The sequence below is a fragment of the Escherichia sp. E10V10 genome (assembly GCF_004211985.1).
In the GTDB taxonomy this organism is placed as follows: Bacteria; Pseudomonadota; Gammaproteobacteria; order Enterobacterales; family Enterobacteriaceae; genus Escherichia.
On sequence record NZ_RHJO01000015.1, the window covers coordinates 178108 to 194671 of the forward strand.

A 16564-nucleotide genomic window follows, 5' to 3' on the forward strand; every position below is an offset into this window, starting at 1 on the left:
ATAATCCCTGTAAGCAATCGACGCGTGTTACAACTGCCACCGAACGACGTTCAGTGAATTATTCCATCCGGGATAAGAAGGAAACGGCAAAGGCGGCCAGGGCGCAGCAAACTGAGCGCCAACGGGGAAGGCTTAGTGAAAACGGGTAGTAATGTTGTCATCATCAGCATTCCTGGCCGTAAATGAAACACGCATACTCATAAGTGAAATCAATTAAATACTAACAGTTATATTCATGTTGTCTATTTGATTACCATCAGCTTGTGATACATCGCGATGTTCTTCTGTCCGATAGCGTTTTTAACCAAAAATCTTCTGCACAGGTTCTCAGGTACTACTGCGTAGGTTTGCATAACAGAAAATCCGATGACTATCACATAGCGTTATTATCGCCGAGGTGCAAATATTTACCGAAAGTGAAATAATTTTTTGAAAAGATGATAGATGATAAATGCTTGTGTATTAAATAAAGCAGTCTCGAACAAGGTCGTTTAAAGCAACAAAATAAAAATATACTCGTCATACTTCAAGTTGCATGTGCTGCGTCTGCGTTCGCTCACCCCAGTCACTTACTCATGTAAGCTCCTGGGGATTCACTCGCTTGTCGCCTTCCTGCAACTCGAATTATTTAGAGTATAAGATAAAGATATTAACTCAGAATTTACCTTAGGATAAATATTTATTTATCAGCATTAACTCACATCTAAAACTTAACACTCCGGGCAATAAATCCGGCTATAGTAAAGTTACTTGTTACATTTGGTGGTATCTCATTGTTATATTTAACTGACTAAAAATACTACTGATACGCTTTCTTATATTAGCAGAAAGTACACATGGAGTTTAAAATGAATATATATATCGGATGGCTATTTAAATTAATCCCTTTAATCATGGGGATAATATGTATTGCATTGGGTGATTTTGTATTAGCAGGTTCCGGGCAAAGTGAGTATTTTGTGGCGGGGCATGTACTTATTTCGCTTTCTGCAATCTGTCTGGCGTTATTCACTACTGCATTTATTATTATTTCGCAGTTAACGCATGGTGTGAATAAGCTCTACAACACACTTTTTCCTGTTATTGGTTACGCTGGGTCTATCGCAACTATGATTTGGGGATGGTTACTGCTGGCAAGTGATAATGTCATGGCCGATGAATTTGTTGCCGGGCATGTTATTTTCGGTGTTGGGATGATTGCCGCCTGCGTATCCACCGTGGCGGCGTCTTCCGGGCATTTTCTGCTAATTCCCAAAAACGCCTCGGGCAGTAAGAGTGATGGTACGCCGTTGCAGGCTTATTCTTCAACAATCGGTAATGGCTTAATTGCTGTTCCCGTTCTGCTTACTCTCTTTGGTTTCATTTGGTCAGTCGCGCTGTTACGTAGTGCAGATATCACACCACATTATGTTGCTGGTCACGTACTGCTAGGGTTAACGGCAATTTGCGCTTGTCTTATTGGCCTGGTCGCCACTATTGTTCATCAAACGCGGAACACATTCTCAGAGAAAGAACATTGGCTCTGGTGTTATTGGGTTATTTTACTTGGCTCACTGACAGTTATTCAGGGGATCTACGTTTTAGTCAGTTCTGATGAAAGTGCCAGACTGGCACCCGGCATTATTCTCATCTGTCTGGGGATGATCTGCTACAGTATTTTCTCCAAAGTGTGGTTGTTGGCGCTGGTATGGCGACGCACCTGTTCGTTAGCCAACAGAATACCCATGATTCCGGTATTTACCTGTCTGTTTTGCCTGTTCCTCGCAGCGTTCCTTGCTGAAATTTCGCAAACCGATATGGCTTATTTTATTCCTTCGCGAGTTTTGGTTGGCTTAGGTGCAGTGTGTTTTACACTGTTTTCCATCGTTTCTATATTAGAAGCGGGGTCTGCGAAAAAATAATAGAAAAGGCTTCAGATAAGGCGTCGAGCGTCTTATCTGGACTTTGTTCAGGTAATCCCCCCTGGTTACACCGCGAAAACGAGGGGGCATTTTGCCTCTTATTCTGAGGCCAAATCCTGTGCACAAGCCCACGCACTGGACCACGCCCACTGGAAGTTATAGCCCCCTAGCCAGCCGGTAACATCCATCACTTCGCCGATAAAGTACAAGCCCGGCACTTTACGCGCTTCCATCGTCCGTGACGAGAGTTCATTGGTGTCCACGCCGCCGAGCGTCACTTCGGCGGTGCGATAGCCTTCAGTGCCGTTAGGTTGTACACGCCAGTCAGTCAATGTGGCAATGAGCGCCTGTTGGTCACGCACGTTGAGCTGTTTTAACGAGACGTCCGGGATTTGCCCGAGTTGTTGTAACCGTTCAACCAACCGTTTCGGCAAATGAACCGCCAGCGTGTTCTTCAGGCTCTGATTCGGATGCGCGTTACGCTGTTCATTAAGAAAGGCGTCCAGATCGACATCCGGTAGCAGATTGATGCTGACAAATTCACCCGGTTGCCAGTAGCTGGATATCTGCAATACCGCAGGGCCAGACAAGCCGCGGTGGGTGAAGAGTAAGTTCTCACGGAACACCGTGCCGTTTTCAGCGGTTATCACAGAAGGCACCGCCACGCCCGCCAGCACCTGTAACTCCTCCAGCAACGGTTTATGCAGGGTGAATGGCACCAGGCCTGCGCGCGTCGGCAACACGTTCAGCCCGAATTGTTCGGCAATCTTATAACCAAACGGCGACGCACCCAGCCCCGGCATCGAGAGGCCTCCGGTCGCAATGACCAGTTTATCGCAGCCTACGGTCATGCCGTTCAGTTCAAGCGTGAATCCCGCGTCATCCTTCGTCACGCTCAACACTTCGCTACGTAATCTGAAGGTCACATTGCCCTTCTCGCACTCATCCACCAGCATGTCGACAATCTGCTGAGCGGAGTCATCACAGAAGAGTTGCCCTAACGTTTTCTCGTGCCAGGCGATGCCGTGTTTATTGACCAGATCAATGAAATCCCACTGGGTAAAACGCGCGAGTGCAGACTTACAAAAATGCGGATTCTGGCTCAGATAGGCACCTGGTTCGACATAAAGGTTGGTGAAGTTACAGCGCCCACCACCAGACATGAGGATTTTGCGCCCCGGTTTTTTGCCATTATCGATCAGCAAAACTCTGCGCCCTGCCTGACCTGCCAGCGCAGAACAGAACATACCCGCCGCGCCAGCGCCTATAATAATGGCATCAAACTTTTCCACGTTGCGTTCCTCTTAGAAAAAACGGGCGTGAATTGTAAAGATTCCTCAGTGGTCGCACCAGCATCAATATTACTTAGGGGAAGTATTTGTCTGAATTATATAAGATAATTATTTTTTGAGCGAAATTCATACAGGAGGCAAATCAAAAAAATCTATATTTCACTTTGCCCGCGCCGCGAAAGTCACTGATAATGCGCCGCGTTCATGTCCTCAAAATGGCGTAACGTCCTATGCTACATTTGTTTGCTGGCCTGGATTTGCATACCGGGCTGTTATTATTGCTTGCACTGGCTTTTGTGCTGTTCTACGAAGCCATCAATGGTTTCCATGACACAGCCAACGCCGTGGCAACTGTCATCTATACCCGCGCGATGCGTTCTCAGCTCGCTGTGGTTATGGCGGCAGTGTTCAACTTCCTGGGTGTTTTGCTGGGTGGTCTTAGTGTTGCCTATGCCATTGTGCATATGCTGCCGACAGATCTGCTGCTTAATATGGGATCGTCCCATGGTCTTGCCATGGTGTTCTCTATGTTGCTGGCAGCAATTATCTGGAACCTTGGTACCTGGTACTTTGGTTTACCTGCATCCAGCTCCCATACGCTGATTGGCGCGATCATCGGTATTGGTTTAACCAATGCGTTGATGACCGGTACGTCAGTGGTGGATGCACTCAATATCCCGAAAGTATTAAGTATTTTCGCATCTCTGATCGTTTCCCCTATTGTCGGCCTGGTGTTTGCTGGCGGTCTGATTTTCTTGCTGCGTCGCTACTGGAGCGGCACCAAGAAACGCGCCCGTATCCACCTGACCCCAGCGGAACGTGAAAAGAAAGACGGCAAGAAAAAGCCGCCGTTCTGGACGCGTATCGCGCTGATCCTTTCCGCTATCGGCGTGGCGTTCTCTCACGGCGCGAACGATGGTCAGAAAGGCATTGGTCTGGTTATGTTGGTTCTGATTGGCGTCGCACCAGCGGGCTTCGTGGTGAATATGAATGCCACTGGCTACGAAATCACCCGTACCCGTGATGCCATCAACAATGTGGAAGCTTACTTTGAGCAGCATCCTGCGCTGCTTAAACAGGCTACCGGTGCCGATCAGTTAGTACCGACACCAGAAGCAGGCGCAACACAACCTGCGGAGTTCCATTGCCATCCGTCGAATACCATTAACGCGCTCAACCGCCTGAAAGGCATGCTGACCGCCGATGTGGAAAGCTACGACAAGCTGTCGCTTGACCAACGTAGCCAGATGCGCCGCATTATGCTGTGCGTTTCTGACACTATCGACAAAGTGGTGAAAATGCCTGGCGTCACTGCGGATGATCAGCGTCTGTTGAAGAAACTGAAGTCCGATATGCTGAGCACCATCGAGTATGCTCCGGTGTGGATCATCATGGCGGTCGCGCTGGCGTTAGGTATCGGTACGATGATTGGCTGGCGTCGTGTGGCGACCACTATCGGTGAGAAAATCGGTAAGAAAGGCATGACCTACGCTCAGGGGATGTCTGCTCAGATGACGGCAGCGGTGTCTATCGGTCTGGCGAGTTATACCGGGATGCCGGTTTCCACCACTCACGTACTCTCCTCTTCCGTAGCGGGGACAATGGTGGTTGACGGCGGCGGCTTACAGCGTAAAACCGTAACCAGCATTCTGATGGCCTGGGTGTTTACCCTCCCGGCTGCAGTTCTGCTCTCCGGTGCGCTGTACTGGATCTCCTTGCAGTTCCTGTAATCGCACGCATAAAAACGAGCGGGTCAGTTTACTGGCCCGCTTCAGATTGTTGACATAGTGCGCTTTGTTCATGCCGGATGCGGCGTGAACGCCTTATCCGGCCTACAAAAACATGCAAATTCAATAGATTGCAGAGATTATGTAGGCCTGATAAGCGTAGCGCATCAGGCAATTTTGCGTTTGTAATCAGTCTCGGGCGGGTCAGTTTACTGGCCCGCTTTTTTTATGCGTTATTACCGTGGCGCTTAATGCCAAATCATCAACGCAATCAGGCTTACCACCACCAGGCCACACAATGCGCTGGTCAGAATAAACTGACGACGCACGCGCTCGCAGCGACGGATAAACTCATCATCGTGATGATCGCGATAACGTTGGGCATAGATATACCAAACGAGACGCACCTGTTTGTTGGGTTGGCCATGTGAGGTAAAAAAGCCCCCTCCATCAACATATTGATAGAGCAATGGATCGCAATTACGCAGTACCACTAACAACGCGCGTAGTGATGAGAAATAGCGCGCCATGTTAACAATGCAAACGACACATAAAGCCCAAAATAATGCGACGGTGCTTATCATACCCCCTCCCCGGCGACCTGCCCGCGGAGTTCCCCTCCGGGGCTACCGCTCCCGATACGCTGCCAATCAGTTAACACCAGGTCCTGGAGAAACCGCTTTTGTGATGGCAAACATCCGAGCGGCTCTATAGATAGTGTAGGAGATCAGGTTGTTTTTTTTCCATAAGGTTAACCACTATCAATACATTCATGTAGAAAATTTGATTATCTGATTGGTAAGCAAGGCGGATTGACGGATCATCCAGGTCGCTATAAGGTAAGGATGGTCTTTTCACTGAATCTTTACGGCTGGGTTAGCCCCGCGCACGTAGTTCGCAGGACGCGGGTGACGTAACGGCACAAGAAACGCAAGCTGGCCAGTCATCGACAACTTTATGGAAGGAGTAACACTATGGCTTATAAACACATTCTCATCGCGGTCGATCTCTCCCCGGAAAGCAAAGTTCTGGTAGAGAAAGCAGTCTCTATGGCTCGCCCCTACAATGCGAAAGTTTCTCTGATCCACGTAGATGTAAACTACTCTGACCTATACACCGGACTTATTGATGTAAATCTGGGTGACATGCAGAAACGCATTTCCGAAGAGACTCATCATGCATTGACCGAACTCTCCACCAACGCAGGATACCCCATCACTGAAACCCTTAGCGGCAGCGGCGATTTGGGTCAGGTTCTGGTTGATGCGATCAAGAAATACGACATGGACCTGGTTGTTTGTGGTCACCACCAGGACTTCTGGAGCAAACTGATGTCTTCCGCGCGTCAGCTGATCAACACCGTTCACGTTGATATGCTGATTGTTCCGCTGCGCGACGAAGAAGAATAATATCTCCCCTACTTGCTCCTGGACGCCCGCTTATGCGGGCGTTCTGCTTTTTGTGTTGTACCCGAATGCGACGTGCGGGTACAAACACGGGAGTGCTCAATCAAGCCGGTGTTCATCCGCAGTCAGAAAGTTCCACTACGCATCGAATAATTCAAATTTACATCACGACAAAATAGCATTTAGCGCCATCATATCTCAAACAACCAGCATGATTAGCTGGTTGTTTTTTGTTGTGATAGTGCATTAATGCATTCATTACATCAATATTAAGAATTTTAGACATGTGTAAACTCTTTCGCGCGCAATCACTTACGCGTTCATACTTTTCATGATGGTATTGAAAGGCTAAAAATTATGAATACAACAACACCCACTGGGATGCTGCAACAACCTCGCCCATTCTTCATGATCTTTTTTGTCGAACTATGGGAGCGATTCGGTTACTACGGCGTGCAAGGCGTCCTGGCCGTTTTCTTCGTTAAACAGCTCGGTTTCTCACAAGAGCAGGCTTTTGTCACCTTTGGTGCCTTCGCTGCGCTGGTCTATGGCCTTATCTCGATCGGTGGTTATGTTGGCGACCATCTGTTAGGAACTAAACGCACCATTGTCCTTGGGGCAATTGTTCTGGCGATGGGCTACTTCATGACCGGGATGTCGCTACTCAAGCCAGACCTGATATTCATCGCGCTGGGAACAATCGCCGTCGGCAACGGCCTGTTTAAAGCCAACCCGGCAAGCCTGCTTTCGAAGTGCTATCCACCGAAAGATCCTCGTCTCGATGGCGCTTTCACCCTGTTCTATATGTCGATCAATATCGGCTCGTTGATTGCGCTGTCGCTAGCACCGGTTATCGCTGACAGATTTGGCTATTCCGTCACCTATAACTTATGCGGAGCAGGATTGATTGTCGCGCTACTGGTTTACATCGCCTGTCGCGGAATGGTGAAAGATATTGGTTCTGAACCAGATTTCCGACCGATGAACTTCAGCAAATTGTTGTACGTGCTGCTTGGCAGCGTGGTGATGATTTTCGTTTGCGCATGGCTGATGCACAACGTGGAAGTCGCCAATCTGGTACTGATTGTTCTCTCTATCGTCGTGACCATTATCTTCTTCCGTCAGGCATTCAAGCTGGATAAAACCGGGCGCAATAAGATGTTTGTCGCCTTTGTGCTGATGCTTGAAGCGGTAGTGTTTTACATCCTCTACGCCCAGATGCCAACGTCGCTGAACTTCTTTGCTATCAACAACGTGCATCATGAAATTCTCGGTTTTTCCATCAACCCGGTGAGCTTCCAGGCGCTTAACCCGTTCTGGGTGGTGCTCGCCAGCCCAGTTTTGGCAGGCATTTACACGCATCTGGGTAACAAAGGCAAAGACCTCTCCATGCCGATGAAATTTACCCTCGGTATGTTTATGTGCTCGCTGGGCTTTTTGACAGCCGCCGCAGCGGGAATGTGGTTTGCGGATGCCCAGGGGCTGACATCGCCATGGTTTATCGTGCTGGTTTACTTATTCCAGAGCTTAGGTGAACTGCTTATTAGCGCCCTGGGCCTCGCAATGATTGCCGCTCTGGTGCCACAACATTTGATGGGCTTTATTCTCGGGATGTGGTTCCTTACGCAGGCTGCCGCGTTCTTGCTGGGCGGCTATGTGGCAACATTTACCGCAGTACCAGACAACATTACCGACCCGCTTGAAACGCTGCCTGTCTATACCAACGTGTTTGGTAAGATTGGTCTGGTCACGCTGGGCGTTGCTGTAGTGATGCTGTTGATGGTGCCGTGGCTGAAACGAATGATTGAGACGCCGGAAAGCCATTGATTATTCTTGCAGAAAACAGGGTAGCGATAACGCTACCCTGTTTTACTTTTACGCCGGCGTACCTGCATAAATATCAAAGCGATGCCCTTTGGTGACTACCGCGTTTGGCGTGGCGACATTCGCCAGCGGCGGCGCGTAGTCCGGGCGCTTTACCACCACGCGTTTGGTCGCCAGCAGCCGCGCAGGTTCCAGCAACCCATCGGCATCAAGATCCGGCCCCACCAGCGACTGAAAGACACGCATCTCTTTTTTCACCAGCGCGCTTTTCTGCTTATGCGGGAACATCGGGTCGAGATAGACCACCTGCGGGCGCGGGGTAATATCAGTCAGCGCCGTCAGGCTGGAGGCGTGAATTAATTGCAAACGCTCCTGCAGCCAGCCGCCGATCTCCGCATCCGCATAACCACGCGCCAGGCCATCGTCGAGCAATGCAGCAACCACTGGATTACGCTCCAGCATCCGCACGCGGCAGCCGACCGAAGCCAGCACAAAGGCATCGCGACCAAGTCCTGCGGTAGCATCGACGACATCCGGCAAATAATCGCCTTTAATGCCCACCGCTTTCGCCACCGCCTCACCGCGACCACCGCCGAATTTGCGACGGTGCGCCATCGCCCCGCTGACAAAATCAACGTAAATGCCGCCAAGCTTTGGCTCATCGCGCTTGCGCAGTTCCAGATGCTCCGGCGTTAACACCAGCGCCATCAGGTTGTCTTCATCATGCTCCAGCCCCCAGCGGGTCGCCAGAACAGATAAGGCACCGTCTCCGGTGCCTGTTTCATCAATTAAGCAGATTTTCACTGAATGATCAGCCCTTAATGCCGTAATGCTCCAGCATCGCATCCAGTTGCGGTTCACGACCACGGAAACGTTTGAACAGATCCATCGGCTCTTCTGAACCACCACGGCTCAGAATATTGTCGAGGAACGACTGCCCGGTTTCACGGTTGAAAATGCCCTCTTCCTCAAAACGCGAGAAGGCATCTGCTGCCAGCACGTCGGCCCACAGGTAGCTGTAGTAACCTGCGGCATAACCACCGGCGAAAATATGGCTGAAAGCGTGCGGGAAACGGCCCCAGGATGGAGACGGTACTACGGCAACCAGTTTCTTGATTTCTGCCAGAGTTTCGAGGATTTTCGCTCCCTGATCCGGGCGGAACTCGGCATGGAGGCGGAAATCGAACAGGCCGAACTCCAGCTGACGCAGAATAAACAGCGCCGCCTGGTAGTTCTTCGCCGCCAGCATTTTATCCAGCAACTCTTTCGGCAGCGGTTCGCCAGTTTCATAGTGACCGGAGATAAACGCCAGCGCCTCAGGCTCCCAGCACCAGTTTTCCATAAACTGGCTCGGCAGTTCGACCGCATCCCACGGTACCCCGCTGATACCAGACACTCCGGCAGTTTCGATGCGGGTCAGCATATGATGCAGGCCGTGACCGAACTCGTGGAACAGGGTGATCACTTCGTCATGGGTAAACAGCGCCGGTTTACCATTTACCGGGCGGTTGAAGTTACAGGTCAGATACGCGACCGGTTTTTGCAGCGAACCGTCGGCTTTGCGCATCTGGCCTACGCAGTCATCCATCCACGCCCCGCCGCGCTTGTTTTCACGGGCATACAGGTCGAGGTAGAAGCTACCGCGCAGTTCGTTGTTCTCGTCATACAGTTCGAAGAAACGTACATCCGGATGCCAGACATCAACATCTTTACGCTCTTTAGCGGTGATGCCGTAAATACGTTTCACCACTTCAAACAGGCCGTTAACCGCTTTGTTTTCCGGGAAGTACGGACGCAGCTGTTCGTCACTGATGCTGTAAAGATGCTGTTTTTGTTTTTCGCTGTAGTATGCGATATCCCACGGTTGCAACTCATCGACGCCAAATTCGGCTTTGGCGAAGGCGCGCAGTTGCGCCAGCTCTTTTTCACCTTGCGGACGCGCGCGTTTTGCCAGATCGGTTAAGAAATCCAGCACCTGCTGCGGGTTTTCTGCCATTTTAGTGGCAAGGGATTTAAAGGCGTAGTTTTCAAAGCCCAGCAGTTGCGCCAGTTCGTGACGCAGCGCGAGGATCTCTTCCATCACCTTGCTGTTGTCCCACTTACCGGCGTTCGGGCCTTGATCGGAGGCGCGAGTACTGTAAGCGCGATACATCTCTTCGCGCAGAGCCTGGTTGTCGCAGTAGGTCATTACCGGCAAGTAGCTTGGGATATCCAGCGTCAGCAAATAACCTTCCAGCTCTTTCGCTTCGGCCTGGGCTTTTGCCGCAGCCAGAGCGCTTTCTGGCATCCCCGCCAGTTCCGCTTCGTCGGTGACGAGTTTGGTCCAGCCCATCGTCGCATCGAGGACGTTGTTGCTGTATTGGTTGCCCAGCTCAGAAAGACGGGTGGCAATTTCGCCGTAACGCTGCTGTTTCTCTTTCGGCAGACCGATACCAGAGAGTTCGAAGTCGCGCAGTGCGTTATCAACCGCTTTTTTCTGAGCCGTATTCAGCGTGGCGTAATGATCGCCATCGCGCAGGTCGCGATACGCTTTATACAGCCCTTCATGTTGCCCTACCCAGGTGCTGTATTCCGACAGCAGCGGCAGGGTTTGCTCGTAGGCTTCACGCAGTTCCGGGCTATTTTTCACCGAGTTCAGGTGGCTGACCGGGGAGAAGATACGCCCCAACACATCGTCCACTTCCGCCAGCGGCTGGCAGAGATTTTCCCAGGTGTACGGTGCCCCTTGCGCTACTACGCGCTCCACGTTTTCGCGGCAGTCATTCAGCGCCTTAGTCACGGCTGGAACGACATGTTCCGGGAGAATTTTAGAAAACGGAGGCAATTCAAAGGGAGTCAGTAACGGATTCGTCATTAGCGCAGTCCTGGTTAAAGAGGTTAAGGAAGCGCTCAACAGGCGCTTTACATAATGTGTGTAGCATGGGGTTAAGTGTAGTGAATTTCAATGAGAAACGTTACGCTTTCGCGGCGGCGGCCTCTTTTCGGTATACTGTCCTGATAGGCTTTTGTGCGCCCCGAATACGGGCCGATTTTTACTTACCGGAACACCTTTACCCATGCTCAGTTATCGCCACAGCTTTCACGCTGGCAACCACGCCGACGTCCTTAAACATACCGTTCAGAGCCTGATCATCGAGTCGCTGAAAGAGAAAGATAAACCGTTTCTCTATCTCGACACCCACGCAGGGGCCGGGCGTTATCAGTTAGGTAGCGAACATGCCGAGCGTACCGGCGAATATCTCGAAGGTATCGCCCGTATCTGGCAGCAGGACGATTTGCCCGCAGAACTGGAGGCGTACATCAATGTGGTAAAACACTTCAACCGTAGCGGTCAGTTGCGTTACTACCCCGGTTCGCCGTTGATTGCTCGTCAGTTACTGCGCGAACAAGACAGCCTGCAACTGACCGAGCTGCACCCGAGCGATTACCCGTTGCTGCGTTCTGAATTTCAGAAAGACAGCCGTGCGCGCGTCGAAAAAGCCGACGGTTTCCAGCAGCTTAAGGCCAAGCTGCCGCCGGTTTCCCGCCGTGGTTTAATCCTTATCGACCCGCCGTATGAAATGAAAACCGACTATCAGGCGGTGGTCAGCGGGATAGCAGAAGGTTACAAACGTTTCGCCACTGGCACTTACGCATTGTGGTATCCAGTGGTGCTGCGCCAGCAAATTAAGCGCATGATCCACGACCTGGAAGCGACCGGCATTCGCAAAATTCTGCAAATTGAACTGGCGGTGCTGCCAGACAGCGATCGCCGTGGCATGACCGCCTCCGGCATGATTGTGATTAACCCACCGTGGAAGCTGGAACAGCAGATGAATAACGTGCTGCCGTGGCTGCACAGCAAACTGGTTCCGGCTGGCACCGGGCACGCCACCGTAAGCTGGATCGTGCCGGAGTAATTGCAGCCATTGCTGGCACCTATTACGTCTCGCGCTACAATCGCGGTAATCAACGATAAGGACACTCTGTCATGACTAAACACTATGATTACATCGCCATCGGCGGCGGCAGCGGCGGTATCGCCTCCATCAACCGCGCGGCTATGTACGGCCAGAAATGCGCACTGATTGAAGCCAAAGAGCTGGGCGGCACCTGCGTGAACGTCGGCTGCGTACCGAAAAAAGTGATGTGGCACGCGGCGCAAATCCGTGAAGCGATCCATATGTACGGCCCGGATTATGGTTTCGATACCACTATCAATAAATTCAACTGGGAAACGTTGATCGCCAGCCGTACCGCTTATATCGACCGTATTCATACTTCCTATGAAAACGTGCTCGGTAAAAATAACGTTGATGTAATCAAAGGCTTTGCCCGCTTCGTTGATGCCAAAACGCTAGAGGTAAACGGCGAAACCATCACGGCCGATCATATTCTGATCGCCACCGGCGGTCGTCCGAGCCACCCGGATATTCCAGGCGTGGAATATGGTATTGATTCCGATGGTTTCTTCGCCCTTCCTGCTTTGCCAGAGCGTGTAGCGGTTGTTGGCGCAGGTTACATCGCTGTTGAGCTGGCGGGCGTGATTAACGGCTTGGGCGCGAAAACGCATCTGTTTGTGCGTAAACATGCGCCGCTGCGCAGTTTCGACCCGATGATCTCTGAAACGCTGGTTGAAGTGATGAACGCCGAAGGCCCGCAGCTGCACACCAACGCCATCCCGAAAGCGGTGGTGAAAAATGCCGATGGCAGCCTGACGCTGGAGCTGGAAGATGGTCGCAGTGAAACGGTGGATTGCCTGATTTGGGCGATTGGTCGCGAGCCTGCCAATGACAACATCAACCTGGAAGCCGCTGGCGTAAAAACCAACGAAAAAGGCTATATCGTCGTCGATAAATATCAAAACACCAACGTTGAAGGTATTTACGCGGTGGGCGATAACACGGGTGCAGTGGAACTGACACCGGTGGCAGTTGCAGCGGGTCGCCGTCTCTCTGAACGCCTGTTTAATAACAAGCCGGATGAGCATCTGGATTACAGCAACATTCCGACCGTGGTCTTCAGCCATCCGCCGATTGGTACTGTTGGTTTAACGGAACCGCAGGCGCGCGAGCAGTACGGCGACGATCAGGTGAAAGTGTATAAATCCTCTTTCACCGCGATGTATACCGCCGTCACCACTCACCGCCAGCCGTGCCGCATGAAACTGGTATGCGTTGGACCGGAAGAGAAGATTGTCGGTATTCACGGCATTGGCTTTGGTATGGACGAAATGTTGCAGGGCTTCGCGGTGGCGCTGAAGATGGGCGCAACCAAAAAAGACTTCGACAACACGGTTGCCATTCACCCGACAGCGGCAGAAGAGTTCGTGACAATGCGTTAAATGTTAAAGGGCTAAGAGTAGTGTGCTCTTAGCCCTTAATTACGTTTCCGCTATCAGTTCAGAAGCTGAAGCAGGAAGCGGATCAGTTCCAGCAGCGCAATTAACGCCCCAAGAACGATGATTGCTTTATCAATCACCCGTTTTCTCCATGCGATGGAGTGAGAATGCATCCGCTTACTCATCCATTGCCTGTCACGGCGCATGTCTCATTGTTAGATGACGACTATCTCACTCCGGCCAGAGCATCAGTGAACGGCACCACCCGTACTTCTGACCAGGACTTTGAAAGCGTTTATGCGCATTGCCAGAGTGAAAATGTCTCAGAGCCAACTGGATAATCATACAGTATATTCAGGTTATAAAACCAGCATGTCCTTGCAATAGTTTCAGTATGGTATTAGCATTGATGCGTTAGATGATGGCTATCTCACTCCAGCCAGAGCCACCAACTCTGGGCTGGAAAGTAAAAAACCGACGCAAAGTCGGTTTTTTTACATCCGGATTCGGACAAGGCTTAATATGACGATGACCCAGTGAAAGTATATAAATCGTCACTGCGATATATACCGAAGTGCCCCCTTCGCCAGCTGAAGAAATCGCTAACGCTTGTAATGTTAGCCACTGGCTAATAGTATTGAACCGTTAGATGTGGGCATTCTCACTCCAGCCAGAGCCACCAGCTCAGGCTGAAGAGTAAAAAACCGACGCAAAGTCGGTTTTTTTACGTCCTGATTCAGACCGCCTTTCAAATGAATAGCCAACTCAAAATTCACACCTATTACCATCTTCTGCACTTACACATTCATTAATTCATATATGTTTTTGACTTATCCGCTTTGAAGAGAGACACTGCCTGTAACAATCAGGAGCGCAATATGTCATTTCTGTTACCCATCCAACTCTTCAAAATTCTTGCCGATGAAACCCGTCTGGGCATCGTTTTACTGCTCAGCGAACTGGGAGAGTTATGCGTCTGCGATCTCTGCACTGCCCTCGACCAGTCGCAGCCCAAGATATCCCGCCATCTGGCATTGCTGCGTGAAAGCGGGCTATTGCTGGACCGCAAGCAAGGTAAGTGGGTTCATTACCGCTTATCACCGCATATTCCAGCATGGGCCGCGAAAATTATTGAGCAGGCCTGGCGATGTGAACAGGAAAAGATTCAGGCGATTGTCCGCAACCTGGCTCGGCAAAACTGTTCCGCAGACAGTAAGAACATTTGCGGTTAAAAAATTTAGCTAAACACATATGGATTTGCACATGTGTTTTATCCGGGAGGCATTATGTTACTGGCAGGCGCTATCTTTGTCCTGACCATCGTATTGGTTATCTGGCAGCCGAAAGGTTTAGGCATCGGCTGGAGTGCAACCCTCGGCGCAGTACTGGCGTTAGTTACGGGCGTGGTCCATCCGGGTGATATTCCGGTGGTGTGGAATATCGTCTGGAACGCGACGGCTGCGTTTATTGCCGTCATTATCATCAGCCTGCTGCTGGATGAGTCCGGCTTTTTTGAATGGGCAGCGCTGCACGTTTCACGCTGGGGCAATGGACGCGGTCGCTTGCTGTTTACCTGGATTGTCCTGCTCGGTGCCGCCGTTGCGGCCCTGTTTGCCAATGATGGCGCGGCGCTTATTTTAACGCCGATTGTCATCGCCATGCTGCTGGCTTTAGGGTTCAGTAAAGGCACGACGCTGGCGTTCGTGATGGCAGCGGGATTCATTGCCGATACCGCCAGCCTGCCGCTTATTGTCTCCAACCTGGTGAATATCGTTTCGGCAGATTTCTTTGGTCTTGGCTTTCGCGAATACGCTTCGGTGATGGTGCCGGTGGATATCGCCGCAATTGTTGCCACGCTGGTAATGCTGCATCTCTATTTCCGCAAAGATATTCCACAGAACTACGATATGGCGCTGCTGAAATCTCCCACCGAAGCGATTAAAGATCCTGCTACGTTCAAAACTGGCTGGGTTGTTTTACTGCTTCTGCTGGTGGGATTTTTCGTCCTGGAACCACTCGGCATTCCGGTGAGCGCCATTGCAGCTGTGGGTGCGCTGATTTTGTTTGCGGTCGCTAAACGCGGTCACGCGATTAATACGGGCAAGGTGCTGCGCGGTGCACCCTGGCAGATTGTCATCTTCTCGCTCGGCATGTATCTGGTGGTTTATGGCCTGCGCAATGCCGGGTTAACAGAATATCTTTCTGGCGTACTCAACGTGCTGGCGGATAACGGCCTGTGGGCCGCGACGCTCGGCACCGGATTCCTCACCGCCTTGCTCTCTTCTATTATGAACAATATGCCGACGGTACTGGTTGGCGCGTTGTCCATTGAGGGCAGCACGGCATCTGGCGTTATCAAAGAAGCGATGGTTTATGCCAACGTGATTGGCTGCGATTTGGGGCCGAAAATTACCCCGATTGGTAGCCTGGCAACGCTGCTCTGGCTGCACGTACTTTCGCAGAAGAATATGACAATCAGCTGGGGATATTACTTCCGTACAGGGATTATCATGACCCTGCCTGTACTGTTTGTGACGTTGACCGCGCTGGCGCTACGCCTCTCTTTCACATCGTAATGAGATACTGATATGAGCAACATTACTATTTATCACAACCCGGCCTGCGGCACGTCGCGTAATACGCTTGAGATGCTCCGCAACAGCGGTACCGAACCGACCATTATCTATTATCTGGAAACTCCGCCGACGCGTAATGAACTGGTCAAACTCATTGCCGATATGGGGATTTCCGTACGCGCGCTGCTGCGTAAAAACGTTGAACCGTATGAGGAATTGGGCCTTGCAGAAGATAAATTTACTGACGATCGGTTAATTGATTTTATGCTGCAATATCCCATCCTGATTAACCGCCCGATTGTAGTGACGCCGCTGGGAACTCGCCTGTGTCGCCCTTCAGAAGTCGTGCTGGAAATTCTGCCAGATGCGCAACAAGGCGCGTTCACCAAGGAAGATGGCGAGAAAGTGATTGATGATGCGGGTAAGCGATTAAAATAAACAAAGGGGGCGGCTGCGCCCTCTCATTATTGACAAAAAATACATAATTTCGATCGTGCAATTTCAGTAAATTATTGATA

General features: G+C 50.9%; 16 protein-coding genes and 1 pseudogene. 11 read left to right on the forward strand and 6 right to left on the reverse strand.

Features of this window, described 5'->3' with window-relative positions; translation table 11 throughout:
* Positions 1-50: 50 nt before the first annotated feature.
* Positions 51-164, reverse strand: coding sequence for a hypothetical protein (locus D9736_RS23610; RefSeq protein ID WP_240779350.1), 114 nt, complete (start codon positions 162-164; stop codon positions 51-53).
* 684 nt (positions 165-848) lie between these two features.
* Here D9736_RS23610 and D9736_RS16630 point away from each other — a divergent pair.
* Positions 849-1901 (forward strand): DUF2776 family protein, encoded by a 1053-nt coding sequence (locus D9736_RS16630; RefSeq protein WP_130258747.1) that lies wholly within the window; start codon positions 849-851, stop codon positions 1899-1901.
* 98 nt (positions 1902-1999) lie between these two features.
* On the opposite strand, the gene D9736_RS16635 is transcribed toward D9736_RS16630, so the two are convergent.
* Positions 2000-3193, reverse strand: coding sequence for an NAD(P)/FAD-dependent oxidoreductase (locus D9736_RS16635; RefSeq protein WP_130258748.1), 1194 nt, complete (start codon positions 3191-3193; stop codon positions 2000-2002).
* 230 nt (positions 3194-3423) lie between these two features.
* Between D9736_RS16635 and pitA the strand changes: the two genes are divergently transcribed.
* Together pitA and D9736_RS23770 are read left to right on the forward strand one after the other, a co-directional pair.
* Positions 3424-4923, forward strand: coding sequence for an inorganic phosphate transporter PitA (gene pitA, locus D9736_RS16640; protein ID WP_130217812.1), 1500 nt, complete (start codon positions 3424-3426; stop codon positions 4921-4923).
* 72 nt (positions 4924-4995) lie between these two features.
* Positions 4996-5094: pseudogene (locus tag D9736_RS23770) on the forward strand (hypothetical protein); the annotation flags it as partial.
* A gap of 74 nt (positions 5095-5168) precedes the next feature.
* Here the strand turns inward: D9736_RS23770 and uspB are convergent.
* Positions 5169-5504: a universal stress protein UspB gene (gene uspB / locus D9736_RS16645; RefSeq protein ID WP_000626187.1), complete on the reverse strand. Its 336-nt coding sequence runs from the start codon at positions 5502-5504 to the stop codon at positions 5169-5171.
* A gap of 390 nt (positions 5505-5894) precedes the next feature.
* Between uspB and uspA the strand changes: the two genes are divergently transcribed.
* Together uspA and dtpB are read left to right on the forward strand one after the other, a co-directional pair.
* Positions 5895-6329, forward strand: coding sequence for a universal stress protein UspA (gene uspA / locus D9736_RS16650; protein WP_000323571.1), 435 nt, complete (start codon positions 5895-5897; stop codon positions 6327-6329).
* Between the two features lie 354 nt (positions 6330-6683).
* Positions 6684-8153 carry a dipeptide/tripeptide permease DtpB gene (dtpB, locus tag D9736_RS16655; protein WP_130221309.1) on the forward strand — a complete coding sequence of 490 codons (1470 nt, stop codon included), beginning with the start codon at positions 6684-6686 and terminating at the stop codon, positions 8151-8153.
* 48 nt (positions 8154-8201) lie between these two features.
* Here dtpB and rsmJ read toward each other — a convergent pair whose 3' ends face one another.
* Positions 8202-8954, reverse strand: a complete 753-nt coding sequence (gene rsmJ / locus D9736_RS16660; RefSeq protein ID WP_130258749.1) for a 16S rRNA (guanine(1516)-N(2))-methyltransferase RsmJ — start codon at positions 8952-8954, stop codon at positions 8202-8204.
* Positions 8955-8961: 7 nt separating this feature from the next.
* On the reverse strand, positions 8962-11004 hold the full coding sequence (gene prlC, locus D9736_RS16665) for an oligopeptidase A (RefSeq protein ID WP_001298719.1): 2043 nt from the start codon (positions 11002-11004) through the stop codon (positions 8962-8964).
* A 202-nt stretch (positions 11005-11206) separates the two neighbouring features.
* On the opposite strand from prlC, the gene rlmJ reads away from it, so the two are divergent.
* Both rlmJ and gorA read left to right on the forward strand, forming a co-directional pair.
* A complete protein-coding gene (gene rlmJ / locus D9736_RS16670) occupies positions 11207-12049 on the forward strand; it encodes a 23S rRNA (adenine(2030)-N(6))-methyltransferase (protein ID WP_000954225.1) in 843 nt (280 codons plus the stop codon).
* Between the two features lie 71 nt (positions 12050-12120).
* Entirely contained in the window at positions 12121-13473 is a 1353-nt protein-coding gene (gorA, locus tag D9736_RS16675; protein ID WP_000160811.1) for a glutathione-disulfide reductase, read from the forward strand.
* Positions 13474-13526: 53 nt separating this feature from the next.
* Here the strand turns inward: gorA and dinQ are convergent, their stop codons facing one another.
* Positions 13527-13610 (reverse strand): damage-inducible type I toxin DinQ, encoded by an 84-nt coding sequence (dinQ, locus tag D9736_RS16680; RefSeq protein WP_001295215.1) that lies wholly within the window; start codon positions 13608-13610, stop codon positions 13527-13529.
* 27 nt (positions 13611-13637) lie between these two features.
* Here dinQ and D9736_RS23385 point away from each other — a divergent pair, with 27 nt between their 5' ends.
* From D9736_RS23385 to arsC, 4 genes are all read left to right on the forward strand, one after another.
* Positions 13638-13811: a hypothetical protein gene (locus D9736_RS23385; RefSeq protein ID WP_001339935.1), complete on the forward strand. Its 174-nt coding sequence runs from the start codon at positions 13638-13640 to the stop codon at positions 13809-13811.
* 537 nt (positions 13812-14348) lie between these two features.
* Positions 14349-14702 carry an As(III)-sensing metalloregulatory transcriptional repressor ArsR gene (gene arsR / locus D9736_RS16690; RefSeq protein ID WP_130258751.1) on the forward strand — a complete coding sequence of 118 codons (354 nt, stop codon included), beginning with the start codon at positions 14349-14351 and terminating at the stop codon, positions 14700-14702.
* A 54-nt stretch (positions 14703-14756) separates the two neighbouring features.
* A complete protein-coding gene (gene arsB / locus D9736_RS16695; RefSeq protein ID WP_130258752.1) occupies positions 14757-16046 on the forward strand; it encodes an arsenite/antimonite:H(+) antiporter ArsB in 1290 nt (429 codons plus the stop codon).
* A 12-nt stretch (positions 16047-16058) separates the two neighbouring features.
* On the forward strand, positions 16059-16484 hold the full coding sequence (gene arsC / locus D9736_RS16700) for a glutaredoxin-dependent arsenate reductase (RefSeq protein ID WP_130258753.1): 426 nt from the start codon (positions 16059-16061) through the stop codon (positions 16482-16484).
* Positions 16485-16564 lie beyond the last annotated feature (80 nt).

Excerpts from the sequence above, each read along its gene's own strand:
- arsR (WP_130258751.1), top strand. The coding sequence starts at position 14,349 with ATGTCATTTCTGTTACCCATCCAACTCTTCAAAATTCTTGCCGATGAA.
- prlC (WP_001298719.1), bottom strand. The coding sequence starts at position 11,004 with ATGACGAATCCGTTACTGACTCCCTTTGAATTGCCTCCGTTTTCTAAA.
- D9736_RS23610 (WP_240779350.1), bottom strand. The coding sequence starts at position 164 with ATGATGACAACATTACTACCCGTTTTCACTAAGCCTTCCCCGTTGGCG.
- arsB (WP_130258752.1), top strand. The coding sequence starts at position 14,757 with ATGTTACTGGCAGGCGCTATCTTTGTCCTGACCATCGTATTGGTTATC.
- dtpB (WP_130221309.1), top strand. The coding sequence starts at position 6,684 with ATGAATACAACAACACCCACTGGGATGCTGCAACAACCTCGCCCATTC.
- arsC (WP_130258753.1), top strand. The coding sequence starts at position 16,059 with ATGAGCAACATTACTATTTATCACAACCCGGCCTGCGGCACGTCGCGT.
- uspB (WP_000626187.1), bottom strand. The coding sequence starts at position 5,504 with ATGATAAGCACCGTCGCATTATTTTGGGCTTTATGTGTCGTTTGCATT.
- pitA (WP_130217812.1), top strand. The coding sequence starts at position 3,424 with ATGCTACATTTGTTTGCTGGCCTGGATTTGCATACCGGGCTGTTATTA.
- uspA (WP_000323571.1), top strand. The coding sequence starts at position 5,895 with ATGGCTTATAAACACATTCTCATCGCGGTCGATCTCTCCCCGGAAAGC.
- D9736_RS16630 (WP_130258747.1), top strand. The coding sequence starts at position 849 with ATGAATATATATATCGGATGGCTATTTAAATTAATCCCTTTAATCATG.
- gorA (WP_000160811.1), top strand. The coding sequence starts at position 12,121 with ATGACTAAACACTATGATTACATCGCCATCGGCGGCGGCAGCGGCGGT.
- rlmJ (WP_000954225.1), top strand. The coding sequence starts at position 11,207 with ATGCTCAGTTATCGCCACAGCTTTCACGCTGGCAACCACGCCGACGTC.
- D9736_RS23385 (WP_001339935.1), top strand. The coding sequence starts at position 13,638 with ATGCATCCGCTTACTCATCCATTGCCTGTCACGGCGCATGTCTCATTG.